Genomic DNA, 25,551 nt, shown 5'->3' on the forward strand with positions numbered 1-25,551 from the left:
TTCAATAATTGCGTCTTAATCCCTCATCCATTTTTTCATTGCGGGATAAATTATTTCGTCATCATTTCCCGTTGATGTTGCCGTCATGCCAAGCCATTGCAAGACAGGTACGCCAATATAATTTCCATTCTCAAAATTTTCTATAATAGCCGCTGCTCCACCTTTGTAGCCGTGCTCATGAAAAACAAAGTGTGGATCTATTTGCAGATGAATGCAAGCAGCATACGTCCACGCAATCGCCATCATTTCTTCTGCGCCTGCATCCTTCCTTGTTCCGATATTTCTACCGTCTAAATCTCCCCTTTCTGCAGAAGGAACGATAGCTATATGTGCGGCCTCGTGAAGTATGTCGCCGGGGAACTTGATTTTATTTTTATCAATAATAATTTTTCCTTTGTCTATTAAAATCCCCGGCAAAAAGCATTCGTCTTCACTTATTGCAGCGTAGGTTGTTTCAATTCCTATTTCGTGGATAAATGAAATCGCTCGTTCAAAAAATATTATTTCGTCAGTTTGAATCATTTCCCGCTTCTAATTTATCGGCCAGTTCTTTCGATACAGGCGTTCCCATCAATCTAAGTTCTTGAATAATTTTAATCTTATCCGGGGGACTATATTGGACGTCACTATTTTCTTCGTCTATAGTTGCCGTTAGCTGCGCTTCTTCCTTTAATAATCTTCTCAGCCAGTCATTCACTTTACAATCAATAACAAGGTGTATCCTGTCAGTGTTGCCGGAATTATTCACGCTATGTTTTAGTGATAAATTCAAATACCAGCAATCACCTTCATGCATGGGAATTTTTTCATTCTCAATAAAAAAGGAAACACCAGGGTTGGTTTTTATCGGAATATGAAACCTTGCTTCACCTTTTTCAAAACTCATTTCATAATCCCTGTGTTCTTTAATTGCGGCGCCGGCATACAATTTCATTAATCTCACCGACATTTTTTCGCATTCAAAAAAATTGATTACCGATTGCAGGTACACACATTTTTCTAAAAGGTACGTATTTGCATAGGCCATATCTTTCTGCAAAGCCGAGCCTTGAATGGATATGCTGTTTTCTATTTTACCGTTGATTGAACGCAGTTGCAGCGTTGTCCAATTTCCCTCGTAATGGCTGTTGTTGTAATGAGGCTTCCATAGCTCCAATTGAAGTGCACGAACTTCTTCCTGAATTTTTGTTACATCAAAACGTTTTTTTATTTGAACGTATTTTATCATTGTAATAGAAAGAATGCAAGTAAAACAAAACAATCAACAGTCTGCATGCATTAAAAATGTTATCTTCTAATTATAATAAATTTACAATCCACGTAAATTGATTTAAAGATAAAGCTTGATTTACAAAATAATTTATAGACACTAGTATGGAAGTAATTTTTGAAACACCGCGGTTATTTCTAAGACGTTTTACCGAAGAAGATGCGCACCTTATTTATATGTTAAACAACGATCCTGAAATTGTAAAATATGTGCATGAGCCAGTTCTTGAAAATGAGGCCCAGGCAAAAAAAATAATTACTGATATAATAATTCCCCAATATAAATTAAACCTCGGCAGGTGGGCAATTCATACTAAATCCGATTACAACTTTATTGGTTGGTGCGGCTTGAAATACATTAAAGAAACCGGAATAACTGATCTTGGATATCGCCTAATGAAAACTGCATGGGGAAAAGGTTATGCAACTGAAGCGGCGCAGTACACACTCATTTATGGATTAAGAGATTTGAAGATTGAAACGATAACCGGTATGGCTCACATAGAAAACATCGCATCTCTAAAAGTGCTTGAAAAAATCGGAATGAAATTTAACAGGCATGAAATTGTGGAGGGTCAACCGGTAAAAGTTTATACACTTTCCCTTCCGGGGTTAACTGATTTTTGTTAAACAAAAGCAATTATTTGCGAAAGGTTTCGTAGTTCCACAAAAGTTGGTACATTTGTTCTACTAAACATTTCGTATTTAAAAATTTTTACAATGAAAAAGAATATTTTTTTGATGACTATTTTAATGGTTGGATGTGTCCTTACCAATGAATTGTGGGCACAAACCCCTTCGCCCAAAGAGAAAAAAAGTGAAGAGATTATTATCCGCAAAAATGGTGATAAGGCCAATAAAATGACAATACAGGTAGACGGTGACAGCATTACAGTGAATGGAAAACCATTATCTGAATTTCGTGACGGCGATGTAACTATTATGAAAAGAGATTTAAGAGACCGGAGATCAAATAATTTTTTATATGCACCTGATAATAAATCAATGGATCTCGAATTATTCCAGGATGATGCTGAGAATGCTGCTCCACATGCATTTTTAGGAGTTGTAACAGATAAAGCAGATGATGGGGTAAAAATAAACGAAGTTGTAAAGGGAACAGCCGCAGAAAAAGCTGGTCTTTTGAAGGGCGATATCATAACTAAACTTGATGACAAATCGATTTCTTCTCCTGAAGATTTGATGAGCGCCGTAAAATCTCATAAATCAGGTGACGAAGTAAAAGTTTACTATTTAAGAGATAATAAAAAGAAAGACGTTAAAGTAAAGTTGGGAGAAACAAAAGGCGATAAAAGAACTTTCATTTATAAGAACTTCCCCGGATATGGAGATAACAACTTTAATTTCAAAACACCTGAAATGCCACGCATGCCAAACAACTTTTATAAATTCAGGTTTAACAATGACAGCAAACCCAGGCTCGGATTAAAAATTGAAGACACAGAAAATGATAATGGCGTAAAAATTTTAAATGTAGAAGAAGGTTCTCCTGCGGACAAGGCCGGATTAAAGAAAGACGATGTAATTACAAATTTTAATGGCGAAAAAGTGAAAAGCGTTGATGAATTAATGGACCAGGTAAATGATTCAGAAGATAAATCAAACATCAACATTAAGGCTATGCGCAATAATTCAGAAATGAATTTCGAAGTTAAGATCCCTAAAAAACTTAATAGCGCTAATTTATAAAACCGCTGGTATGATCCAATAACTTAGAATTTTTTCACGGGTTTTAGTTTTGATAAAAGCTGCCTGGAGGCAGCTTTTTCTTTTGTTTAAGTTTTATGCTGCCAATTTGGACATGTCTTTTCATACCTTCGCGTTTATGTCGTCTTTGGAAAAATATGAAGCGGTTATCGGGCTCGAGGTGCACACACAATTACTTACAAAGAGCAAATTATTTTGTGGAGACAGCACAACCTTTGGAGGTGCGCCTAATACGAATATAAGTCCGATATCACTGGCGCACCCGGGTACTTTGCCTGTAATGAATAAGAAAGCGATTGATTACGCGATAAAACTGGGACTTGCTTTTAACTGCAATATCGTTCGTAATAATTATTTTGCGAGAAAGAATTATTTCTATCCCGATCTCCCAAAAGGTTACCAGGTTTCCCAACATACCACGCCGATTTGCAAGAATGGATACGTCACAATTAATATTGCCGGGGTTGAAAGAAATATTCAGTTAAACAGAATTCATTTGGAAGAAGATGCCGGAAAGAGCATACATGATGCAGATAACAATTATACCTGTATCGATTTAAATCGTGCTGGCGTTCCTTTGCTGGAAATAGTTTCTGAACCGGACATGCATACCGCCGATGAAGCATTTGCTTATGTTACTGAGATAAGAAAGATTGTTCGTTACCTGCAAATATGCGATGGAAATATGGAAGAAGGCAGTATGCGTTGCGACGCAAATGTTTCCGTGCGTTTAAGAGGTGAAAAAAAATTGGGGACCAAAATAGAAGTCAAAAATCTTAATTCCATCAGGAACGTTAAAAGAGCTATCGATTTTGAGATAAACAGGCTTATTGATTTAGTTGAAAACGGTCAACCCGTTATACAACAGACGAGGAGTTTTGATGCAGCCAATGGAACTACTTTTGCACTAAGGTCTAAAGAAGAAGCCAATGACTACCGGTACTTTCCTGAACCTGACTTAACTCCCTTCTTCATTAGCGAAGAAAAAATTGAATCCATAAAAAAGTCGTTACCTGATTTACCCGCAGTGTTAGAAAAGAGGTTTGTTAGCGAGTATTCCTTATCGTTAGCAGATGCAAAAGTATTAAGCGATGACCGGGAAACGGCAACCTTTTTTCAGGGGATAACCGGCTGTACTTCAAATTATAAAGCTGCTGCCAACTGGGTTTTAGGCCCCGTTAAATCGTATTTAAATGACAGTAATACATCAATCGCTGACATACCCGTTGAGCCAAAAACATTTGCAAAACTTATAGAAATAGTTGAAAAAGAAAGTGTGAGCTTTGGCGTTGCTGCATCTAGAATTTTCCCAGCCTTATTAAAGTTCCCCGATAAAGAACCTATTAAAATTGCTGAAGAATTAAATGTATTGCAGGAAAAAAGTGACGACTCGCTAAACACCTGGATCGACGAAGTATTATCAAAAATGCCCGAAAAAGTTTTAGAATACAAAAAAGGAAAGAAAAATTTAATAGGTCTGTTTTCCGGTGAGGTAAAAAAAATAAGCCATGGAAAAGCAGATATGAAGGCAGTGAATCAAATTCTTAATCAAAAACTCAATCAATAATTCAATCTCAATGAAAAGCATATTTATTTTCATAAGTGCCATTTTTTTAGTGTCGTGCAGCAGCAGCCAGAAAAAAGGTGTGTTTACAGTAAATGGCGAATTAAAGGGCGCTACGGATCAAAAAGTCTACCTGGAACAAATTTCTTTTAATCAACAGCCCCCCCAGGTACTTGACACAGCGGACGTAGTTAATGGCAATTTTAAAGTAAAGGCTGTTGCGCCCGAAGAAGGGCTTTATAGATTACGGTTCGAAAAAAACGCAGGATACATTTTTATTAATGATAAATCAGATATTGATTTTGCAGCAGATGTAAAGGATTCAACCCTTCAATCAGCAAGATTTAATACACCCGCCAACTTATCGCTGACACATTTTATCATCTTGTTGGACTCAATACATACAACTCTGATAGGTGAAGATCGTAACGTTAAAGAAATTGAACAACAACACAATGATAGCCTTCAAACGCTGGCTCAAAATCAGTTTAACACATCCGACATCTGGTATAAAAATTTTCTATACCAGTACATAGATACGACCAAAAGTCCTATGGTGGCATTATTTGCTTTGGGTTATTCCCAGGAAATTGGAATCGATAGTGTTAAATTACTTATTGATCGCTTGCAAAAGAAATTCCCGAAAGAAACCGCTATAGCTGACGTTGCCAAACAGTTCCAGGATTATATGGCTTCTCAAAGTCAACCTAAAGGTGAGCCAAATGCTTCTCAAATTGCCGAAGGACAGACTGCTCCTGATTTTACCTTGCCAGATGTAGACGGAAAACCATTTACCTTGAGTTCTTTACGGGGTAAATATGTATTAGTAGATTTCTGGGCAAGTTGGTGTGGGCCGTGCAGAGAAGAAAATCCAAATGTTGTAGCTACTTACAACCAGTTTAAGGATAAAAATTTTACAGTACTCGGGGTATCATTGGATAAAGACAAAAAAGACTGGCTTAAAGCCATTAAGGATGACGGATTGGTTTGGAAACAAATAAGCGATTTGAAATTCTGGAATAGTGAAGCAGCCGCATTATATAACGTAGAGGCTATTCCATACAATGTATTAATTGATCCGCAGGGAAAGATTATAGCTACATCATTGAGAGGAACCGACCTAAGTAATAAACTTAATGAAGTTTTGAAATAAGCCACGGGAAAAATACAAACGAATTTATTAGATAATTCTCAGAGCTTTCGAAAAGGTAGTAACAACAAAGGGAAGTACCATCCAAAAATATTCTCTTAAAAAAACAAGCATCAGGATTATACCTATTGATGAGATAAAGAAGTAAAGCCAATAGATGCTGGTAGATCGGGATTCGTTCATTAGAAAAAATTTATGCAAATATATAGGTTAATGTCTTTTTAATAAAATTCGTCCTGAAATAATTGCATCATATCTCCGGGGTACCAAAATGCAACACATATATTTTTTAAGACAAATTCTTTATAGATAATCAATGAGTTAGAAAGGCACTTTTGAAAAAGTTCCAAAATAGGATTTTAATTATACATTTTCACCCTACCTTCGCCCTCCTTAAAAAAATGCCGGGATAGCGGCAAATAAATAGACGGCTATTGTTTATTTATCGAATTAAGTAAAATAAAAAAATAAAATGAGCAAATTACATTTCACCACTAAACATGCGAACGAGGCTACCGTACAACGCAACTGGTATATTGTTGACGGCACTAATCAAACCGTTGGTCGCATGTGCGCTAAAATAGCGTCCGTTCTCCGTGGTAAGAACAAACCGTATTATACACCTCATGTTGATTGTGGGGATTTTGTTATTGTTACCAATTGTGATAAGGTAAAATTTACAGGTAACAAACTGGAAGACAAAATGTACATTAATTATAGTGGTTATCCTGGTGGCAAAAAAGAGGAAAGTGCAGGCGAACTAATAAAAAGGCGCCCGGATGCTATAATTGAAAGGGCCGTAAAAGGTATGTTACCGAAGAATCGCCTTGGTCGTAAAATGTATAAAAAATTATTTGTGTATGTTGGTTCTGACCATCCGCATACTGCCCAGAAACCTCAAACTTTAACTTTCTAATTTAATATAATGGAAAAACAAAAAAATGCAGTAGGACGCCGGAAAGAAGCCGTAACAAGGGTTTTCCTTTCAAAGGGCGATGGCAATATCAGCATTAACGGCAAGGATTACAAAAGCTATTTTCCGCTGGTTTATTTACAAAACCAGGTGGAAGCTCCGTTTAAAAGCATAGAGGCCTCTGACAAGTTCGATGTAGTTGTAAATGCTACCGGCGGTGGTGTAAAAGGACAAGCTGAAGCAGTAAAACTGGGCATCGCACGTGCATTATTGCAGGTAAACCCGGATTACAGGCCTGCTCTCAAAGAAGCAGGATTACTTACAAGAGATCCACGTTCTGTTGAACGTAAGAAACCCGGCAAGAAAAAAGCGAGAAAAAGCTTCCAGTTCAGTAAGAGATAAGAGCGCTGGGGAGATAACCTTGCTTGATACTTGATACATTTAATAAAAACAACTTAATAACAAATAAATGGAAAACAATACTTCTTTACAACAGCAGCTTTTAGAAGCAGGAGTTCACTTTGGTCATTTAAAAAAGAAGTGGAACCCTAAAATGTTACCTTACATTTTTGCTGAGAAAAAAGGTATTCATATTATTGATCTCAACAAAACAGTTGAAGGTATGCAGGAAGCTGCCGCTGCCCTTAAATCTATTGCCAAGAGCGGTAAAAAAATAATGTTTGTTGCTACCAAAAAACAAGCGAAAGAGATTGTTACCGAAGCCGCCAGGAGAGTTAATATGCCTTATGTTACTGAGCGCTGGCTCGGAGGTATGCTCACGAACTTCAATACGGTGCGTAAAAGTGTAAAGAAAATGCAAAGCATTGAGAAAATGCTCAACGACGGTACACTGGATAGCATTACGAAGAAAGAACGCCTGACACTTACCCGCGATAAAGAAAAAATGGAGAAAGTATTGGGTGGTATTGCGCAGATCAGCCGTGTTCCTGCTGCATTGTTCTTGGTGGATATTGGCCACGAACACATTGCTCTTTCAGAAGCAAAAAGACTTAACATCACCACCTTTGGAATGGTCGATACCAACTGCGATCCTAACAAAGTTGAATTTGCTATTCCTGCGAATGATGACGCCACAAAATCAATTGCTATAGTTACGAACTATATTATTGCCGCAATAAGCGAAGGCCTTGCAGAAAGACAGGCTGAAAAATCTGAAGAAACGGACGATAGTTCTGAAGATACAGGCAGAGATGCAATAAAATTTGATTTAGGCTCCGACGAAGAAAAAGAACGTCGCAGGGGAAGTGGCGGACCAGCAGGCGGTAAAGGCCGTGGACCAGCAGGACCTCAAAAGCGTCGTGTAGCAAGCGCAGGACCTGGAGGAAACAGACCTGGAGGACCAGGCGGACGCAGATAATCGAACGCGTCGTACCGTATTGCAGTTCCAATATAGTTTGATCAACTTTAAATTAATTTTCATTATTATTTTAATATATCTAAATATATAGTTCAAAAAATATTTAATTATATGAGTACAACAACAATAACAGCAGCAGATATTAATAAATTGAGACAGCAAACCGGCGCCGGTATGATGGATTGCCGTAAAGCCCTGACTGAATCTGATGGAGATTTCGAAGCAGCGATAGATTATTTAAGAAAAAAGGGGCAAAAGGTGGCAGCGCTTCGTGGCGATCGTGAAGCAAAGGAAGGCGTTGTAATAGCGCAAACCTCAAAAGATAATAAAACAGGATTTATAATAAATGTAAGCTGCGAAACTGATTTCGTAAGCAAAAATGCCGATTATATTCAGTTTGCGCAATCCATCATGGATGCAGCAATTGCTAACGATGTAAAAAGTGTTGAGGAACTTAATAAAGTTAAAATCGGTGGCGAATTAATTTCAGATAAGCTCAATGAGCAGGTTGCAAAAATCGGTGAAAAAATAAGTGTGTCAAGATTTGAAAGAGTAGAGGCTCCTTATGTTGCCGCTTATATTCATGGTTCTTACAGAATGGGGGTATTGGTTGGACTAAGCTTAGAAGCTGAAGAAGCTGGTAAAGATGTTGCCATGCAGATTGCCGCTATGAACCCGATTGCTATTGACCAGGCGTCAGTACCGGCAGAAACAATTGCACGTGAAAAAGATATCGCCATTGAACAGGTAAAAGCCGAAGGTAAACCAGCGGAGATGGCGGAGAAAATAGCTATGGGCAAGATCAACAAGTTCTTTAAAGAAAGTACTTTGCTGGCCCAGGCATTTGTAAAAGATAATAATAAATCTGTAGCAGACTACCTGAAAAGCGTAGACGCAAATTTGAAAGTCACCGAATTTAAGAGAGTTGCGCTAGGTTCTTAAACAAGCCTTCAAAAAAATTAGAATAATTTCAAAAAAAGAGTTGCAATTCTGCAGCTCTTTTTTATTGAATTTACAAGACAGAATGAAAATGGATTCTTTCATCTTATAAATCCATTATCTTCGCCCCGCTAAACAAAATTTCAATTCCGCACATGCTACCCAGGTTTAAACGAATTCTTCTCAAACTTTCCGGTGAATCTTTAATGGGTGATAAAAATTTCGGGCTTGATTCGCAGGTAATTTCACAATACGCCCAGGATATCAAACTGATCACCGAATTAGGAGTTCAGGTTGCGATCGTAATTGGAGGTGGAAACATTTATCGCGGAATGAACGAAGCCGAAACGGGCATTGAGAGAGCTCAGGGAGATTATATGGGCATGCTCGCAACTGTTATTAATGGTATGGCCTTGCAAAGCGGCCTTGAGAGAGTAGGCGTTTATACAAGACTGCAAAGCGCCATTAAGATGGAACAAATTGCAGAACCTTACATCCGCCGCAGGGCAATTAGACACCTGGAAAAGGGCAGAGTTGTTATTTTTGGCGCCGGAACCGGCAACCCTTACTTCACAACCGATACGGCAGGGTCGTTAAGAGCCATCGAAATAAAAGCAGATGTTATTTTAAAAGGCACGAGGGTGGACGGCATCTATTCCGCCGATCCCGAAAAAGATAAGCAAGCCAAAAAATTTGAAAGTATAACCTTCGCCGACTGTATATCGAAGAATTTAAAAGTGATGGATATGACCGCTTTTACTCTTTGTATGGAAAACCAGCTTCCTATTATTGTTTTTGATATGAACACGCCGGGCACATTACTCCGCGTGATTACCGGCGAAAAAGTGGGGACTTTGGTATCTGGATAATATTTGTTTAATTTACAGTTCGTATTTAAACGCTGACTTTTCAACCCTGGAAATTCAGTGATCAATACTTATGAAATCCTTCAGAATGTAATCCCCGGAAATAATTTTATTCATTTTTATTTTTTTAAAAGGAATTGATTATGTGGATATGGTGGATGTTATCCCTTATTATTCTCATTGCCTGCATCATATTTGCTTACCGGATGATCGTGAGCTCTTATGAATTTTTGCCCGTTGACAAAAGATATTTTTTTGGCTTTTCCAAAAATACCTCAACCCTTGATGCCAGTCCGTTACGAAAAGATCCGCTCAAAACATTAAATAACAAGTTACAATCGGTAGAGGATGGTAATACATTTTATCAAATACAGCTCACGAAATTCCAACAACGTTTGAAGATGTTGGAGGATCTGAATGCATCCAGACCTAACGTGGAAAATATTTCCGGCCCACGGGAGGAAGAAGAAGACTGGAAAGAAATGTATTACGAAGAAAATGATAGAAAAGAAAAGCTTGAAAACGAACTGGATCATACAAAGCAATTGCTGTTAGAAACTGAAAGTAAACTGAATGAATCTTTGGAAAAAAGTTTTCGTTGGGTTCAACTTCAAAGTGATTACGAAGCCAGATTACACGATCTTAAGACTCAACAAAACGAAATCGAAGTGTTGCAAAATCAATTGATGGCATCCACAGAGCGGGAAAGAGAACTGGAGCAATTATTACTTTCGGAAGTTACTATTCGTGAAAAATATTCAATGCTTCAAAAAGAATATGTGCAATTACAAAGTGATGCAGATAATCTACGAAGCAGGATGATAGAGCTTAATAAAAAAGATATAAATCTCGAAATGCGTGTTGTTCGTCTTAATGAACTGGAAAGCAAACTTGCTATTTGCGAAGAAGAAAAATTGAAATTAAAATCTTATCTTGAAAAAGGATTGCTTGGATAGATCTTCATTTTCGTTAGGAATTAAAAAGAATTGTTCACAAAGGTTTTTAAAAATAGTTTTCTAAAAAACATTTTTTTAATTTCAGGAACCAACCTATGTCTCTCGCCTGCTGAGTTCCGCTTCTAATTTAATCATCTCATAACACTTTAAACTTACACTTATGAATTTTCAAACAATGAATAAACAAAGAAAATTTGTTCTAATTGCCGCAGCAGCCGGTATTGTCTCTATGTTCTTACCGTGGATTTCTGTTTCAGTGTTAGGCTTTAGCCAGACCATAAATGGAATGCATGATAAGGGAATTTTAGTTTTCCTATGTTTTGCGGCAGCTGGCATCATCGCATACATGGGAGATCAAACAAAAAACCTTGATAAAACGATGTGGGGAATTACATTAATTGCAGGCGCTGTTGCATTACTCATGGTCATTTGGTTTTATTTTCAAGCCAGTGATTCTTACATGGGCTCATCGTTTATTGGGTTTGGGCTTTACATTTCGGCATTAGCGTCTTTAGGTATTCTTATAGCAGCTTATATGTTCAGATCGCCAACAGACAACATAAAAGATAGTTTCAATACATTAAAGAAAGATATCGAAAGCAAAATAAGCACCACGGCAAATACTCCGACACAGGAGGATAAAACGAGTAATCCAGGTAACACAAATCCGCCTGCTTAATATTTATTAAATATCTTTTTTAGCGCCTCTTCACAGAGGTGCTTTTATTTTATGGCAATCCATACATTTTCCACAATGAGAATCTATTTTTTCTAACTCTCCCATTCACAAATTGATCGTTCTATTCGTTTGTTGAAAAGAATTTTAAATGATTCCTCAGTAAATTTGCAGATTAGTATTATCGCAAAAAATTCACTTGCATTATGCAAATATCAACAGACTTAGCAGATATTAGAAAAGACTATCGATTACAATCTCTATCGGAAGAAGACGTTGATGCCAACCCGATAAAACAATTTGAAAAATGGTTTCAGCAGGCATTGGTAAGTGGCATTGAAGAACCCAACGCTATGACGCTTGCCACATGTACAACCGATGGAAAACCTTCGGTACGAATTGTTTTATTAAAAGGAATCAAAGAAAATGGATTTATTTTTTTTACAAATTATGAAAGTAAAAAAGGAAAACAAATACATGATAACCCCTTTGCAGGCATTGTCTTTTTCTGGAAAGAACTCGAACGGCAGGTAACAATGCAGGGACAAATAAAAAAAGTGAGTGAACAGGAAAGCGACGAATATTTTGCTTCACGTCCTCAGGAAAGCCGCATTGGCGCATGGAGTTCACCGCAAAGCCAGGTTATTGAAAACCGGGAAGTGCTTGAGAAGAATGTTGCTTATTATGCGGATAAATATGAATCTCAAAATATTCCACGGCCTCCTCATTGGGGTGGATATATTTTAATACCAACATTAATTGAATTTTGGCAAGGAGGCGCAGGCAGGATGCACGACAGGTTGCAATATACTATTGACGCAACCAACTCGTGGATAATTAACCGACTGGCACCATAAAGAAATTTTACTTCTTCTCAGCAGTTTTTACAACCGGTTTTTTTGAATCAGCCGCCGATTTGGAAGGCCTTGATTTTCCAAAAGAACCTTTAAATATTTTTCCTTTTTTTGTTTTTTTATCTCCGCGTCCCATAATTTCTGATTTATTTTTTTAAATAGATTTTTTTTAAGCGTCTAAACAACTGCATAAAAAAAGCAAGATACATCAATGCATCTTGCTTTGAAAAATTTTACCAACAATCAGATTTTCGCTGATAATTCTTTCCCTGCCTTAAATTTAGCTACTTTCTTAGCTTTAATTTTAATAACGGCTCCTGTTTGAGGATTGCGACCATTACGGGCGGCTCTTTTACTTACAGAAAAAGTACCGAAACCAACGAGGGTAACTTTGCCTCCGCCTTTTAAGGTTTTAGTAACAGCTTCTACAAAAGAATCTAAAGAAGCATTTGCCTGTGTCTTGGTAACTCCTGCATCATCGGCCATCTTGGCGATTAGTTCAGCTTTGTTCATAATAATTTATTTGATTTTTTAACTGCGACAAATATATAAGGTTTTTCATTGCAACAAAATTTTTTACAATTATTTTTTTACACTTCTTTTGCTGAAATCCGCAATTGGCAAAGGTTTTGAATTATTTAGCAGAAACCCCGATTTCGAAATACTGTAATTTTACTACAACGTATCGTATCAACATTTTAAGCGCTATACCCTGAAACCCTTTACAGCAAAGGATTTCATAATATAGTTCATATGGCAGGTGCGATGCTGAAAGGCAATTTAGCTATAATCATACTGCTTTTAGAAGGGTTCTAAATGCAATAACCCGGTTACCCCATTTCAAAAAAGCTTTCTCCCGCAGAACCGGTGCGTGGTATTGGATATACTCCTGGTAATCATTTTTTTCTAGAGCAAAATATTGTATCACATACGTCTTACCTTCTTCTTCATCCTGTTCGAGTAATTGATAAAAGCGATGATCATAAAAAAAACCAGTGCTAAGTATTTCGGGAATATGAATTTCTTTTTGCCACAGCATCCATTCTTCTACAATACTATTATCCACTTTCATCGTAATATTATAAACAAACATACTCAGGGTTTAAGTTCAAGATAAACAGGGCAATGATCACTGTGTTTTACCTCCGGTAAAATTTTTACCTCTTTAATCATATCACGAAGATTTGATGAAACATTGATGTAGTCTATTCTCCAGCCTTTATTCTCGAGCCGTACGCTTGGTCGCATTACACTCCACCATGTATATTGATCGGGCTCTTTATTAAGATGCCGAAAACCATCAACAAAATCATTATTTAAAAATTTGTCAAACCATTGTCTTTCTTCAGGTAAAAATCCCGATGTTTTTTTATTCCCAACCGGATTGTGAATATCAATTTCTTTATGGGCAATATTATAATCGCCGCATACAATTATTTTTGATCTTGTTTTTCGGAGATCATTCAGGTACTCGAGAAATTCATCAAGCCAGACATATTTATATGATTGCCTGACCTCGCCGGTTGTGCCTGAAGGAAAGTAGGCGTTTATTAAGGTGATGTCTCCAAAGTCTGCCCGTAGCACTCTTCCTTCAAAATCGCTTTGCTCGCTTCCGTGTCCATACTCCACGTTTGTTGGTTCAATTTTGGTTAAGATCCCGACACCACTATATCCCTTTTTCTGTGCAAGAAAGAAAAATGGCCGGTAGCCCGCAGATTCAATGCCAACAATATCAATGTCGGCCTGGTGTGCTTTTACTTCCTGGATGCAAACTATATCGGCAGGATCAGTCCTAAGCCAATCAATAAAACCTCTTTTAATAGCGGCTCTAATTCCATTTACGTTGTAAGTAATTATTCTCAAAAATTATCGTTTATACTATTTATACTTGTAAAATTAACTATCAACAATGGAAAACAGTTCAGAAAATATCAATGAACATAATCCTGGGGAAAGTATATTTAGTGAAGAGGAATTCTCACTGGAAGGATATGACAAAAATATTCGCCAGGCCAGAAACATACTATTTTTCCTGGCGGCGTTACAGATGCTTTTAGCAATTTATTTGCTTTATACGTCGCAGGGAAATGCCGGATGGATATCTTTTGCAATTACTACCATTGTCGCTGTCACATTTCTTTTGCTGGGTTTTTGGACAAAAACAAAACCTTATACTGCTATCATAAGCGGGTTGATAATCTACATACTCTTATGGATCGGTGACGCTATCTTTGATCCAACTTATATCTATAGAGGAATTCTTGTAAAGATTTTTATTATACTCTATTTGATTAAAGGGTTAAAGGACGCTAAGGAAGCCCAAGCCATGAAAACAATGTTGGGCAAATAGTAGGATTACGCGTCATAATCCAATTGTGGTCTCAACCATCTTTCGATTTCTTCCACAGGCATGTTTTTTCTTTTTGCATAATCTTCTACCTGGTCCTTGGCAATTTTTCCTACACCAAAATACTTACTATCCGGATTGGCAAAATACCAGCCACAAACTGAAGATGCCGGGTACATTGCCAAAGATTCCGTCAATGTTATACCTGCATTTTTATTTGCATCGAGTAATTCAAACAGCTTATACTTTTCGGTGTGATCGGGACAGGCGGGATAACCAGGAGCCGGGCGAATTCCCTGGTATCTTTCTTCGATCAATTCCTTTGGAGAAAGATGTTCATCCGTAGCATAACCCCAAAATTCCTTGCGGGTTCTTTCATGTAATAATTCCGCGAAAGCCTCAGCAAGACGGTCTGCAAGAGCCTGTAGAATGATTTTATTGTAGTCATCAAATTCAGCATCAAATCTTTTGATGTGTTCTTCAATGCCGTGAATTGATACCGCAAAGGCACCGATAAAATCTTCGCTTTTACTTATAAAATCTGCTAAAGATATATTAGGTTGGCCTGGCGCTTTCGCCATTTGCTGTCGCAAGAATTCAAGTTTAACAGACGCATTATATGTTTTAACTTCAATAGTATCGTCGTCAATGGTAGAAGCTTCCCAAAAACCAACTACCCCTTTGGCGACTAACCATTTTTCAGCAATGATTTTATTAAGAAGTCTCTTAGCGTCATCATAAAGCTTCGTTGCTTCTTTGCCAATCTTTTCATCTGATAAAATCTGCGGAAATTTTCCATGCATCTCCCATGCAATAAAAAACGGTTGCCAATCTATGTAAGTACTTAGTTCATTAAGATCATAGTCTTCAAAAGCCTTTGTTCCGGTAAAGGATGGCTTCACTGGCTGAAAATTCTTCCAATCAATTACGGATTTATTTTGTTGAGCCTTTGTGAAAGTTAATAGTGCTTTAGCCGATCTTTTGTTCCCAAAATCTGCCTTCAACTTGTCATATTCTGTTTTTAATTCAGCTAGAAAAACTGGCTTGGTTTCTTTATTTAACAGGTTGCCCGCAACGGTAACGCTCCGGGAAGCATCGAGCACATGAACAACACCGTTGTCAAATTCAGGAGCTATTCTAACGGCAGTGTGTAAACGCGAAGTAGTAGCCCCACCAATCATTAATGGAATTTCAAACTTTTGCCTTTTCATTTCTTTTGCCACATGTACCATTTCATCAAGGGAGGGAGTTATCAATCCACTAAGGCCAATCATGGCAACGTTATTATCCCGGGCTGCCTGTAATATTTTGTCCGTTGGCACCATCACCCCCATATCAATTATTTCATATCCATTGCAACCCAATACAACACCAACAATATTTTTGCCAATATCATGAACATCACCTTTTACAGTTGCCATTAATATTTTGGCCGGACCAGAGCCTTCTACATTCAATATGCCGGCTTCAATATTGGCTTGTTTGGTTTTTTCTTTTTCAGCCTCAATAAAAGGGAATAAATAATTCACACTCTTCTTCATAACACGGGCGCTCTTTACCACCTGTGGCAAAAACATTTTGCCGCTGCCAAATAGATCACCTACTATATTCATTCCGTCCATTAACGGGCCTTCAATTACGTCAAGTGGTTTGGGATATTTTAAACGTGCTTCCTCGGTATCACTATCGATGAAATCTGTAATGCCATTTACCAGCGCATGGCTTAAACGCTTTTCAACCGGTTCATTTCTCCATGCTTCGTCTTTTACAATTGATTTGCCTTTTGCTTTTACAGTTTCAGCAAATGCAAGTAGTTTATCCGTAGCATCATCATCCCTGTTAAGAATTACATCTTCACAAAGCTCTTTTAACTCTGGGTCAATTTGTTCATACACTTGTAACTGGCCTGCGTTTACAATCCCCATATCCATCCCTGCCTTAATAGCATGATATAAGAAAACCGAATGCATCGCTTCTCTAACGGTCTCGTTACCACGAAAAGAAAAAGAAACATTACTTACGCCACCACTCACTTTTGTAAGTGGCATCAATTTTTTTATTTCGCGGGTGGCTTCAATAAAATCAACACCATAATTGTTATGTTCTTCGATGCCGGTAGCAATTGCAAAAATGTTTGGATCGAAAATAATATCCTGTGGCTGGTAACCGGCAACAGTGGTAAGAATATCGTAGGCTCGCTTACAAATTTCAACTTTGCGCCGCCGCGTATCAGCCTGGCCTTTTTCATCGAAAGCCATAACAATTACTGATGCTCCAAAGCTTTGGCAGATAAATGCCTGGTACAAGAATTTTTCTTCGCCCTCCTTTAAAGAGATAGAATTTACAATGCACTTTCCCTGCACACATTTCAGGCCCGCTTCTATAATGTTGAATTTAGAAGAATCAATCATTATTGGAATCTTGGCAATGTCAGGTTCTGCCTGCAAAAGATTCAAAAAAGTTGTCATAGCTTTCTCGCCATCAAGTAACGCATCATCCATATTTACATCAAGAATCTGTGCGCCGTTTTCTACCTGCTGGCGTGCAACTGACAATGCTTCTTCATAATTACCTTCTCTAACGAGACGTGCAAACTTCTTTGACCCGGTAACGTTAGTACGTTCGCCGATATTTATAAAATTTGTCTCTGGTCTTACTACAAGCGGCTCAAGGCCGGATAAGCGTAAAAAAGGTTTGATTGTTTTATCTACTGGCATCTCTTGATTTTGGTTAAAATAAAAAATCAGGCTTCTTCTAACACCGGTAATTTTCTTGCTTCAAATTTCTTAACCTGTTCTGCAATATGTTTTATATGATCCGGTGTCGTTCCGCAGCAGCCACCTACTATATTTACAAATCCTTCCCTGGCCCACTCTTCTATAATATGGGCCGTTTCTTCGGGTTGTTCATCGTATTCGCCAAATGCATTTGGCAGACCTGCGTTGGGATAAGCTGAAGTATAACAGCCCGCGATTTCACTTAGCTCCTCAATATGCGGCCGCATTTCTTTCGCTCCCAAAGCGCAGTTTAAACCAACGCTCAACGGGTTTGCATGAGAGACCGAAATGTAGAACGCTTCAAGGGTCTGTCCACTTAAAGTGCGTCCACTCGCATCCGTTATGGTACCACTTATCATAATAGGTAGTTCTTTTTTCTTTGTGTCTCTGAAATATTTTTTTATCGCATAGATGGCTGCTTTTGCGTTTAACGTATCAAAAATTGTTTCAACAAGTAGCACATCCACACCACCGTCAACAAGGCCGCTTATTTGTTCATAATATGCATCCGCTACTTCGTCAAACGTTACCGAACGAAACCCCGGGTTGTTTACATCAGGAGAAAGACTTAATGTTTTATTAAGCGGACCAATTGCACCGGCAATAAACTTTTCGCCCCGGTCATCCGTTTCCGAAATAAGCCGATCAATCGCACTTCTTGCACATTTTGCAGCTGCAACATTTAGCTCATAGGCCAATGATTGCATATCATAATCCGCCTGCGCAATAGATGTGCTGCTAAAGGTGTTTGTTTCAATAATATCAGCGCCAGCCTTCAAATATTCTTTATGAATTGATTCAATTATCTCCGGTTGGGTAATACTGAGTAAATCGTTGTTGCCTTTTACATCTTTGGGCCAGTCTCTAAAACGTTCTCCGCGAAAATCCTTTTCTTCCAGTTTGTATCGCTGTATCATGGTACCCATTGCGCCGTCTATGATCAATATTCTTTCATTAAGACATTCCTGAATAGTTTTTTTCATAAAAACAATTTATAAATTAAAGACATTGCTGTAGCTTACTTATCATTGCTACCACCTGGCAGCGTCTGACGATACAGCCACATAGCGCAAAGTTAATATTACTCGTAACCGAAAATTGAACTGTAAACGAAAGTTGAAAATCCTGGAGAATGGCAGAATATTTTTTCGTTTATTAGTTCAGTTAAACAGCCAATAATAATTAGCTAAAGTTCATCTACCAGGCCGAACAATAAACAAATCCGCCTGAATGCGTAGCAAAATTAGAATAACTGCAGAACATAACAAAATATCAGGACATGCCTGTTCGATTTGTCTCAACAGCTTACCTGGCGCCCGGAATAATATTCCAAAAATAATGCGAGCTATCTAAAATATTGCTGTAGCAGGAATACGCCTATACCTGCAACAAAGCCCGCCAAAGCCAGCAAGCTTATTTTTTTCAGGTACCATACAAAGTCGATTTTTTCAATGCCCATCACGGCAACGCCTGCAGAAGACCCAATAATAATGGCGCTCCCTCCCGTGCCGGTTGTAAGAGCAAGAAATTCCCAAAAAGGATGATCGATTGGAAAAGCTGACATGTCATACATTCCCTGCGATGCAGCCACCAGAGGCACATTATCAACCACTGCGGAAAGCAGTCCCAGAGCCGAACCTATTAAATAATTATTTTTAAGTGTACCATTTAGAAATATAGCGAAACTCCTAAGTATTCCAAAAGACTGCAACGCAGTTACGGCCAGCAATATTCCCAGGAAAAATAAAATACTTTGAGTATCTATCTTCTGCAATGCTTTTGCAACGCTGAGTCTATTGGCGAGTTCAGGGTCTTTGTTTTTGTGAATAATGGTAATTAACACCCAGATTAAACCCAATGCTAATAACATGCCCATAAAAGGAGGAAGATCAGTAAGAGTTTTAAAAAGAGGAACGAAAAGTAAAAGGCCTATTCCTACAAAGAGAATAATTCTTCCATCCTGTTTTTCTTTATCGGTACGATCCGCATTCGGTATTGGCCGGAACTTTTTACCCTTAAACCGTGCAGCAACAATTATAGCAGGGATGATGCATACTGCCATACTGGGCAGTATTAGTTGTTTCATGATGTTGAGTGCGGAAACCTGGCCCCCAATCCATAACATAGTGGTAGTTACATCTCCCAGCGGCGACCAGGCACCTCCGGCATTCGCAGCAATAACAATCATTCCGGCGAACCAGAACTTATCTGTCTTTTTACTTAATATTTTTGAACAAAGCGATGTCATAACAATTGCGGTGGTCAAATTATCGAGCAAAGCTGATAGAAGGAAGGTAAGGGCAGTAACGATCAGCAAAAGTTTTCGTGTGTCCGTTGTTGTTATTCTCCGTGTAATAGTATCAAATCCGCCATGTGAATCGATTAGCTCAACAATGGTCATTGCTCCCAGCAGGAAAAACAGTATCGATGAAATTTCACCCAGATGATCTACCAGTTCTTCACTGGCAAGGTGAGGTGAATCGGATTGCAAAACGTAAATGGTCCAGCACAGCACACCAGTTATTAATGCCGATGCTGCCTTGTTCAATTTAAGCGGGTGCTCAAAAGCGATAGCTAAATATCCTAAAATAAAAACGATTATGATTATTGCAGTCATGCTTTAAATGGATTTTCTTTGGAAATTATTGCGACACCTCAAATATTTCCATTTTAATAATACTGGACCTGGGTTTTAAAAAATTAACAGGTCATCCACTGGGGTTTTCTATTCTATTTTTTTATCCGCCGGTTTTCGCTGCGAAGGTTTCGGGTCACTTAATTTGTTTGCAAATTTTCCAATTGTGAGTCCCTGGACAACAATGGAGAATAAAACAACAATATAGGTAATTGAGACAAACATTTGTCCATACATGTAATTTGGAACCGATAACGCCAATGCAACGGAAATACCGCCACGCAGGGCGCCCCATGTAAGTATAGGAATCGCATTATTCTCAAATGAGCTTCTCCGTTTTAAAACCATTATGGGTAGTGAAACCGACAGAAATCTTGCAAATAAAACAATCACAATTGAAATACAACCCAGCCACAGCAACGTTAAGTTAAAGGGTACTATCAACATTTCGAAACCGATCAACAAAAATAATATAGCATTCATAACTTCATCTATCATTTCCCAAAATTTAGTGAGGTAATCTTTTGAAAGATCACTTAAACCGGAATCAAAACTTTTATTTCCGGTTATTAACCCGGCCATTACCATGGCAAGTGGGCCACTTACGTGCAATTGTCCGGCAAGGGAATATCCTCCCATTACCGTGGCAAGCGTAATCATCACCTCTACAACATAATTATTAATTGATCTCAACATATAAAAACACAGGTACCCTAAAAGCCAGCCCAGAAGTAAGCCACCACCCGCCTCTTTTATGAAGAGCCAGACAATGTCCAACGTCGATACGTTTTCCAACCCCTTTTTTGCAACTTCATAAAGTGTTATGAATATTACAACACCTACCCCATCATTAAAGAGACTTTCACCACTTATTTTTGTTTCAAGAGAAGATGGAATTTTGGCCTTTTTTAATATGCCGACCACGGCAATTGGATCGGTTGGAGAAATTAATGAACCAAATAAAAGACAGTATAAAAAATTTACATGCAAACCAAAAGCAGTAGTGGCAGCCAATAACAGGGCTCCTACCGCAACGGTAGAAATTAATACGCCTATCGTGGAGAAAGTAATTATCGACATTCTTTCGCTCTTCAATTTTTTAACGTCTATATGAACAGCGGCTGCAAAAAGTAAAAAACTCAACATTATTTTTAATACCACTGTATTAAAATCTATCGCTCTTATAGATTCTATCGCTTCGGCAAAAAATGCAGGATATATATTTCCCACGCCTATTACGATTAATGAAGCTATCAGGGAAATAAGCATAATTCCTATAGTTCCGGGAAGTTTGATGAACCTGTGATTGATATAACCAAAAACCGCCGCCAGCAAGATAATAATTGTAATGATGTTATATATTTCCATCTACTTAGTTTGAATAGCTAACAGTGTTGCATGTGATGTGGGTAAATTTAATTAATAATTATTCAGAAGTTTAGCATCGTTGCAGGGGCGCTTACAACGGGCCATGGAAAGGTCGCGTTTAAAAGACCATCCTAAATTATTTGCAGCAATCTTTTTTTCTAACAAAAAGAGCTTTAAATAGTTTCCAGAAAAAATTTCCAATATTGTGTATAACTGTCATGCTGATACGATAATGAGCAACTCAAATACAATAAATTATTATTTAACAATCTTTTTCTTCACAATCTGATAATTCCCTCTCGATTTCAATGGTACTGTGATGAATTTTATGATGCATCAATTTATGTTTTAAATTTTGAACCAGTTCCATTTTTTCACTAAAGCTCAGGCAATCGTTTAAAGAAACATGCGCTGTTAAGGCATTCTCCGTTGTGCTTAAAGCCCAAATGTGAATGTGATGTACGTCTGTAATATTCTTCTGATTACTTATGAGTTCTTTTATTTCGTTGATATTGATAGAAGGCGGTACCGCATCAACAGACAAGCGAAAGCTATCCGTAAGTAATGACCAGGTTCCCATCAATATTACTATCATTATGACAAGACCAATTACCGGGTCGAGCCAGTACCAACCTGTGTAAATAATCAAGATACCGCCGGCAACAACCCCTGCAGAAACCAATGCATCGCTCATCATGTGCAGGTAAGCGCTTTTAATATTAAGATCCCCATGCCGGTTTTTAAAAAACATTAATGCGGTAACCACATTGATAATAATACCAACGCCAGCCACCCATGCGATTATATTACCTTTTACTGCCTCAGGATTTAATAAGCGATGTACTGATTCAAAACCTAAAATACCAATCGCTATTAACAAAAAGACAGCGTTAAACAGCGCCGCAAGCACTGTGGTTTTCTTGTAGCCGTATGTGAACTTTTCGGTTGATTTCTTTTTGGCTAAACGAAAAGCGATCAATGATAGTACAAGGCTTGCCACGTCGCTGAGATTGTGCCCTGCATCTGTAAGCAAAGACATAGAATTATTTAAAATCCCCGCTACTACTTCTACAATTACAAACAATACATTAAGCGTTATGCCGACAATAAATGCCATACCGGTGCCGGCCTCATTTATTCCATGATCGTGACTGTGGCTATGACTATGATTATGCGCCATATATTTTGCATTTTTTACCGCTTCTGGCAAAGTTATTAAAGATGGAGCTGTAAAGATTACGGATTTGGAAAAGATTAATCAAGCAAATGCCGGTAAACATTATACCATTGATTGATACCTCATGTTATATAACAGGTTCACGATGAGGGCTGTCCACCCGGTTTGATGACTTGCTCCCAGGCCACGTGCATTGTCTCCATGAAAATATTCATGAAATAAAACAAGGTCTCGATTCTCTTCCTTTTTGTAGAACCAATTATAATGACCAAATACCAGTCTTTCGTTTTGATCATTTTTTTCAAAAATACCGAGCAGGCGATGGGTTATGTTATTGGCGACCTCGGTAAGCGTAAGATAATTACCGGAACCCTTTGGGCATTCCACTTTATACTCATCTTCATAAAAATATCCAAATATTTTAATAGCATGAACGATGAGAAAATTCAATGGCATCCAAACGGGTCCGCGCCAGTTAGAATTTCCGCCAAACATCCCCGAAGTCGAATCACCGGGGTCGTACTCAATGGTATAATTATTCCCATCAAATTCCAATGAATATGGAAATTGCTTGTAATATTTCGACAGCGCCCGGATGCCGCCTTCAGAAAGAAATTCAGACTCATCTAATATTCGTTCCAACATATATCTCAGTCTTTCTTTACTAACCATCGACAATAAAATACTTTCATCGGTACTTTTATCCTGGCTGGGAAGATATTTATGATTGGCTTGTCTATAATTTTGAAACCATTGCATTCTCTTATTGAAGTCTGCAAGTTTTTGAAGTTGATCTACTTCAATAACTGCTACCGCACATAATGGAATGAGGCCAACAGCGGACCGGATCTTCACAGGTAACGCATCAGATTTATTAAGCGATAATACATCATAAAAGAATTTATCTTCTTCATTCCATAATCCCATTTCATTCAAAGCTTCGCCGATAATAACAAAATGCTCATAAAATTTTGTAGCCGCATCCTCAAATGAAGGATCATGCATGGCAATTTCAATAGCAATGTCCATCATTCCTAAAGCATACATGCCCATCCAGCTGGTGCCGTCAGCCTGTTCTAAAAGGATGTTGTTTGAAAGCATCATGCTCCGGTTGAAAAGACCAATATTATCAAGCCCCAAAAAGCCGCCTTCAAAAATACTGTTACCGTTAGTATCTTTTCGATTGATCCACCATGTAAAATTGATGATCAGCTTTTGAAAAATCTTCTTTAAAAATTCAACATCACCTGTACCGGTAATATTCTTTTCAGTTTTATAAACCTGTAAAGCTGCAAAGGCATGAACTGGAGGATTCACATCGCTAAAGTTCCATTCGTACGCTGGTAACTGTCCCTGTGGATTCATATACCATTCACGCATAAGAAGTAATAATTGGTGCTTGGCAAAGTCCGGATCAATTAATGCGAAGGAAATGCAATGGAAAGCTGTATCCCAGGCTGCATACCACGGATATTCCCATTTATCAGGCATCGCCATGATATCCTGGTTTTTGAGATATCTCCAATCACTGTTTCGGCCGTTTTTTCGCTGTTCCGTTACTGGTGTTATTCCGTCAGATGAGTTTAACCATCTTTCCACATCGTAATGATAATACTGTTTGTTCCATAATAATCCTGCGAATGCCAGCCGTTGAATATTTTTTTGATCGGGTGTTATATCAGAATTTATTACCGCATCGTAAAATTCGTCAGCTTCTTTTTTTCTTTCGGTAAATATTTTTTCAAAATTTTCAGGAAATGGTTCGTTTGAAATATTATTAGTAAGGCGCAGGTAGATAGATGCGGTTTGTTTTGGCTGAATTTGAAAATTGTAAACTGGTGAACATTTGGTTCCTTCTTTTTTATCCTGCAGTTTATCAATATTTTTTCCATTAATTATGGCATCATGAAATGCATCTTTTGCAAATTGGCCTTTATTGGGTGTACTAAATAATCGTTCAAAATTCGTTTCGTTTTCAGTAAAAAGAAGATTGTTCGCTTCACTGAAATAGAGATAATAATCTCCCAAAAATTTATGTTGAGCCTTCACCGCCTGGCTATTTACAAATAAAATGGAGGGCTTATCCTCGTCACCGGCATATTGCCATTTGTTGTAAAATAACAATGTTGGCAAAATGGACAATGGCGCATTTTCGTTTCCCCTGTTTACGGCTTCAATTTTTATGAAAATATCTTCGCTGTTGTTCTTAGCATATTCAACAAACACGTCAAAATATTTATCGTCGTTAAAAATGCCTGTATCAAGGATCTCATATTCAGGATCGTATTTATTGAGCTCCTCATTTCTACTGATCAGGTCGTTGTAGGGATAAGCTGCATGCGGATATTTATACAGGTATTTCATGTAATAATGCGTGGGTATATTATCGAGATAATAATATAACTCCTTTACATCTTCCCCATGAACTCCCTCGGAGTTAGTAAGGCCAAAAAGTCTTTCTTTTAAAATAGAATCCTTCCCATTCCACAATGCTACCGAGAAACATAAATTTTGAAACAGATCTGAAATGCCCGCCAGTCCGTCCTCTCCCCACCTATATGCACGGCTGCGTGCATGGTCATGAGGAAAATAATTCCATGCATCACCATTTTCACTGTAGTCTTCACGAACAGTTCCCCATTGTCGCTCGCTGAGGTAAGGTCCCCATTTTTCCAAAGGAACTTGTTTATTAGCATTTTCTCTTAATCTTTTGTGTTCGGCTGTCTCCATCTTATTTTGTGAGAAGTGAGTGATGAATATTCAACGGAGTAGAAATAGTTTCTTAAACATTTTTGTTTACGGTTATCATCAACCGTTAGTTGAAAAACCGGGATATAATAACATGCCTCCATCGACAAATAAAGTAGTGCCATTAACATAATCTGATTCGTCGCTGGCAAGCCAAACGGCGGCTTTGCCTATATCTTCCGGCTGACCGATGCGCCCATATGGAA

Annotated in this window: 26 protein-coding genes; 13 read left to right on the plus strand and 13 right to left on the minus strand. The window is 38.0% G+C overall.

Annotated elements, in window-relative coordinates:
• Nucleotides 1-15: 15 nt before the first annotated feature.
• Nucleotides 16-522: a hypothetical protein gene (locus tag ACO1O5_RS00305; protein WP_486267301.1), complete on the minus strand. Its 507-nt coding sequence runs from the start codon at nt 520-522 to the stop codon at nt 16-18.
• On the minus strand, nt 509-1,228 hold the full coding sequence (locus ACO1O5_RS00310; protein ID WP_486267303.1) for an aspartyl/asparaginyl beta-hydroxylase domain-containing protein: 720 nt from the start codon (nt 1,226-1,228) through the stop codon (nt 509-511). The genes ACO1O5_RS00305 and ACO1O5_RS00310 overlap by 14 nt, the downstream gene beginning before the upstream one ends.
• Before the next feature lie 146 nt (nt 1,229-1,374).
• Between ACO1O5_RS00310 and ACO1O5_RS00315 the strand changes: the two genes are divergently transcribed.
• From ACO1O5_RS00315 to pdxH, 12 genes are all read left to right on the plus strand, one after another.
• Nucleotides 1,375-1,899, plus strand: coding sequence for a GNAT family N-acetyltransferase (locus tag ACO1O5_RS00315; RefSeq protein WP_486267306.1), 525 nt, complete (start codon nt 1,375-1,377; stop codon nt 1,897-1,899).
• Nucleotides 1,900-1,989: 90 nt separating this feature from the next.
• On the plus strand, nt 1,990-2,979 hold the full coding sequence (locus ACO1O5_RS00320; protein ID WP_486267308.1) for a PDZ domain-containing protein: 990 nt from the start codon (nt 1,990-1,992) through the stop codon (nt 2,977-2,979).
• A gap of 112 nt (nt 2,980-3,091) precedes the next feature.
• On the plus strand, nt 3,092-4,564 hold the full coding sequence (gene gatB / locus ACO1O5_RS00325; RefSeq protein WP_486267310.1) for an Asp-tRNA(Asn)/Glu-tRNA(Gln) amidotransferase subunit GatB: 1,473 nt from the start codon (nt 3,092-3,094) through the stop codon (nt 4,562-4,564).
• A 10-nt stretch (nt 4,565-4,574) separates the two neighbouring features.
• Nucleotides 4,575-5,714, plus strand: a complete 1,140-nt coding sequence (locus ACO1O5_RS00330; RefSeq protein ID WP_486267312.1) for a redoxin domain-containing protein — start codon at nt 4,575-4,577, stop codon at nt 5,712-5,714.
• A gap of 469 nt (nt 5,715-6,183) precedes the next feature.
• Nucleotides 6,184-6,627, plus strand: a complete 444-nt coding sequence (gene rplM / locus ACO1O5_RS00335; RefSeq protein WP_486267314.1) for a 50S ribosomal protein L13 — start codon at nt 6,184-6,186, stop codon at nt 6,625-6,627.
• 9 nt (nt 6,628-6,636) lie between these two features.
• A complete protein-coding gene (gene rpsI, locus ACO1O5_RS00340) occupies nt 6,637-7,026 on the plus strand; it encodes a 30S ribosomal protein S9 (protein WP_486267316.1) in 390 nt (129 codons plus the stop codon).
• Nucleotides 7,027-7,093: 67 nt separating this feature from the next.
• Complete coding sequence (rpsB, locus tag ACO1O5_RS00345; RefSeq protein ID WP_486267318.1) at nt 7,094-8,002, plus strand: 30S ribosomal protein S2; 909 nt, start codon at nt 7,094-7,096, stop codon at nt 8,000-8,002.
• Nucleotides 8,003-8,113: 111 nt separating this feature from the next.
• Entirely contained in the window at nt 8,114-8,944 is an 831-nt protein-coding gene (tsf, locus tag ACO1O5_RS00350) for a translation elongation factor Ts (RefSeq protein ID WP_486267320.1), read from the plus strand.
• Between the two features lie 152 nt (nt 8,945-9,096).
• On the plus strand, nt 9,097-9,810 hold the full coding sequence (pyrH, locus tag ACO1O5_RS00355; protein ID WP_486267322.1) for a UMP kinase: 714 nt from the start codon (nt 9,097-9,099) through the stop codon (nt 9,808-9,810).
• Between the two features lie 140 nt (nt 9,811-9,950).
• Entirely contained in the window at nt 9,951-10,763 is an 813-nt protein-coding gene (locus ACO1O5_RS00360) for a hypothetical protein (protein WP_486267324.1), read from the plus strand.
• A 160-nt stretch (nt 10,764-10,923) separates the two neighbouring features.
• Nucleotides 10,924-11,442 (plus strand): hypothetical protein, encoded by a 519-nt coding sequence (locus ACO1O5_RS00365; RefSeq protein ID WP_486267326.1) that lies wholly within the window; start codon nt 10,924-10,926, stop codon nt 11,440-11,442.
• Nucleotides 11,443-11,645: 203 nt separating this feature from the next.
• Nucleotides 11,646-12,296, plus strand: a complete 651-nt coding sequence (gene pdxH / locus ACO1O5_RS00370) for a pyridoxamine 5'-phosphate oxidase (protein WP_486267328.1) — start codon at nt 11,646-11,648, stop codon at nt 12,294-12,296.
• Between the two features lie 7 nt (nt 12,297-12,303).
• Here pdxH and ACO1O5_RS00375 read toward each other — a convergent pair whose 3' ends face one another.
• The 4 genes from ACO1O5_RS00375 to ACO1O5_RS00390 all read right to left on the minus strand — a co-directional run bounded on the left by ACO1O5_RS00375 (nt 12,304) and on the right by ACO1O5_RS00390 (nt 14,156).
• Entirely contained in the window at nt 12,304-12,429 is a 126-nt protein-coding gene (locus ACO1O5_RS00375) for a 30S ribosomal protein THX (RefSeq protein WP_486267330.1), read from the minus strand.
• A gap of 107 nt (nt 12,430-12,536) precedes the next feature.
• Complete coding sequence (locus ACO1O5_RS00380) at nt 12,537-12,806, minus strand: HU family DNA-binding protein (protein ID WP_150413806.1); 270 nt, start codon at nt 12,804-12,806, stop codon at nt 12,537-12,539.
• 277 nt (nt 12,807-13,083) lie between these two features.
• Entirely contained in the window at nt 13,084-13,386 is a 303-nt protein-coding gene (locus tag ACO1O5_RS00385; protein WP_486267333.1) for a DUF4286 family protein, read from the minus strand.
• A gap of 2 nt (nt 13,387-13,388) precedes the next feature.
• A complete protein-coding gene (locus ACO1O5_RS00390) occupies nt 13,389-14,156 on the minus strand; it encodes an exodeoxyribonuclease III (protein ID WP_486267334.1) in 768 nt (255 codons plus the stop codon).
• Nucleotides 14,157-14,202: 46 nt separating this feature from the next.
• Between ACO1O5_RS00390 and ACO1O5_RS00395 the strand changes: the two genes are divergently transcribed.
• Nucleotides 14,203-14,643: a hypothetical protein gene (locus ACO1O5_RS00395; RefSeq protein ID WP_486267337.1), complete on the plus strand. Its 441-nt coding sequence runs from the start codon at nt 14,203-14,205 to the stop codon at nt 14,641-14,643.
• A gap of 5 nt (nt 14,644-14,648) precedes the next feature.
• Here the strand turns inward: ACO1O5_RS00395 and metH are convergent, their stop codons facing one another.
• The 7 genes from metH to ACO1O5_RS00430 all read right to left on the minus strand — a co-directional run bounded on the left by metH (nt 14,649) and on the right by ACO1O5_RS00430 (nt 25,537).
• The gene (gene metH / locus ACO1O5_RS00400; protein ID WP_486267339.1) at nt 14,649-17,357 is read right to left on the minus strand and encodes a methionine synthase; all 2,709 of its coding nucleotides are present in this window, start codon (nt 17,355-17,357) and stop codon (nt 14,649-14,651) included.
• Nucleotides 17,358-17,383: 26 nt separating this feature from the next.
• Nucleotides 17,384-18,400, minus strand: a complete 1,017-nt coding sequence (locus ACO1O5_RS00405; RefSeq protein WP_486267341.1) for a homocysteine S-methyltransferase family protein — start codon at nt 18,398-18,400, stop codon at nt 17,384-17,386.
• Between the two features lie 362 nt (nt 18,401-18,762).
• Complete coding sequence (nhaD, locus tag ACO1O5_RS00410) at nt 18,763-20,034, minus strand: sodium:proton antiporter NhaD (RefSeq protein WP_486267343.1); 1,272 nt, start codon at nt 20,032-20,034, stop codon at nt 18,763-18,765.
• Nucleotides 20,035-20,142: 108 nt separating this feature from the next.
• Nucleotides 20,143-21,420 carry a cation:proton antiporter gene (locus ACO1O5_RS00415; protein ID WP_486267345.1) on the minus strand — a complete coding sequence of 426 codons (1,278 nt, stop codon included), beginning with the start codon at nt 21,418-21,420 and terminating at the stop codon, nt 20,143-20,145.
• Nucleotides 21,421-21,682: 262 nt separating this feature from the next.
• Nucleotides 21,683-22,600: a cation diffusion facilitator family transporter gene (locus ACO1O5_RS00420; protein ID WP_486267347.1), complete on the minus strand. Its 918-nt coding sequence runs from the start codon at nt 22,598-22,600 to the stop codon at nt 21,683-21,685.
• A gap of 99 nt (nt 22,601-22,699) precedes the next feature.
• Nucleotides 22,700-25,327 carry an MGH1-like glycoside hydrolase domain-containing protein gene (locus ACO1O5_RS00425; protein ID WP_486267349.1) on the minus strand — a complete coding sequence of 876 codons (2,628 nt, stop codon included), beginning with the start codon at nt 25,325-25,327 and terminating at the stop codon, nt 22,700-22,702.
• A 78-nt stretch (nt 25,328-25,405) separates the two neighbouring features.
• A complete protein-coding gene (locus ACO1O5_RS00430) occupies nt 25,406-25,537 on the minus strand; it encodes an SDR family oxidoreductase (protein WP_486267351.1) in 132 nt (43 codons plus the stop codon).
• Between the last annotated feature and the right edge of the window lie 14 nt (nt 25,538-25,551).

The organism is Ginsengibacter sp. (genome assembly GCF_057362405.1).

Coding starts and splice junctions, on each gene's coding strand:
- ACO1O5_RS00305 (WP_486267301.1), bottom strand. CDS start 522: ATGATTCAAACTGACGAAATAATATTTTTTGAACGAGCGATTTCATTT.
- ACO1O5_RS00310 (WP_486267303.1), bottom strand. CDS start 1,228: ATGATAAAATACGTTCAAATAAAAAAACGTTTTGATGTAACAAAAATT.
- ACO1O5_RS00315 (WP_486267306.1), top strand. CDS start 1,375: ATGGAAGTAATTTTTGAAACACCGCGGTTATTTCTAAGACGTTTTACC.
- ACO1O5_RS00320 (WP_486267308.1), top strand. CDS start 1,990: ATGAAAAAGAATATTTTTTTGATGACTATTTTAATGGTTGGATGTGTC.
- gatB (WP_486267310.1), top strand. CDS start 3,092: ATGTCTTTTCATACCTTCGCGTTTATGTCGTCTTTGGAAAAATATGAA.
- ACO1O5_RS00330 (WP_486267312.1), top strand. CDS start 4,575: ATGAAAAGCATATTTATTTTCATAAGTGCCATTTTTTTAGTGTCGTGC.
- rplM (WP_486267314.1), top strand. CDS start 6,184: ATGAGCAAATTACATTTCACCACTAAACATGCGAACGAGGCTACCGTA.
- rpsI (WP_486267316.1), top strand. CDS start 6,637: ATGGAAAAACAAAAAAATGCAGTAGGACGCCGGAAAGAAGCCGTAACA.
- rpsB (WP_486267318.1), top strand. CDS start 7,094: ATGGAAAACAATACTTCTTTACAACAGCAGCTTTTAGAAGCAGGAGTT.
- tsf (WP_486267320.1), top strand. CDS start 8,114: ATGAGTACAACAACAATAACAGCAGCAGATATTAATAAATTGAGACAG.
- pyrH (WP_486267322.1), top strand. CDS start 9,097: ATGCTACCCAGGTTTAAACGAATTCTTCTCAAACTTTCCGGTGAATCT.
- ACO1O5_RS00360 (WP_486267324.1), top strand. CDS start 9,951: ATGTGGATATGGTGGATGTTATCCCTTATTATTCTCATTGCCTGCATC.
- ACO1O5_RS00365 (WP_486267326.1), top strand. CDS start 10,924: ATGAATTTTCAAACAATGAATAAACAAAGAAAATTTGTTCTAATTGCC.
- pdxH (WP_486267328.1), top strand. CDS start 11,646: ATGCAAATATCAACAGACTTAGCAGATATTAGAAAAGACTATCGATTA.
- ACO1O5_RS00375 (WP_486267330.1), bottom strand. CDS start 12,429: ATGGGACGCGGAGATAAAAAAACAAAAAAAGGAAAAATATTTAAAGGT.
- ACO1O5_RS00380 (WP_150413806.1), bottom strand. CDS start 12,806: ATGAACAAAGCTGAACTAATCGCCAAGATGGCCGATGATGCAGGAGTT.
- ACO1O5_RS00385 (WP_486267333.1), bottom strand. CDS start 13,386: ATGTTTGTTTATAATATTACGATGAAAGTGGATAATAGTATTGTAGAA.
- ACO1O5_RS00395 (WP_486267337.1), top strand. CDS start 14,203: ATGGAAAACAGTTCAGAAAATATCAATGAACATAATCCTGGGGAAAGT.
- metH (WP_486267339.1), bottom strand. CDS start 17,357: ATGCCAGTAGATAAAACAATCAAACCTTTTTTACGCTTATCCGGCCTT.
- ACO1O5_RS00405 (WP_486267341.1), bottom strand. CDS start 18,400: ATGAAAAAAACTATTCAGGAATGTCTTAATGAAAGAATATTGATCATA.
- nhaD (WP_486267343.1), bottom strand. CDS start 20,034: ATGACTGCAATAATCATAATCGTTTTTATTTTAGGATATTTAGCTATC.
- ACO1O5_RS00415 (WP_486267345.1), bottom strand. CDS start 21,420: ATGGAAATATATAACATCATTACAATTATTATCTTGCTGGCGGCGGTT.
- ACO1O5_RS00420 (WP_486267347.1), bottom strand. CDS start 22,600: ATGGCGCATAATCATAGTCATAGCCACAGTCACGATCATGGAATAAAT.
- ACO1O5_RS00425 (WP_486267349.1), bottom strand. CDS start 25,327: ATGGAGACAGCCGAACACAAAAGATTAAGAGAAAATGCTAATAAACAA.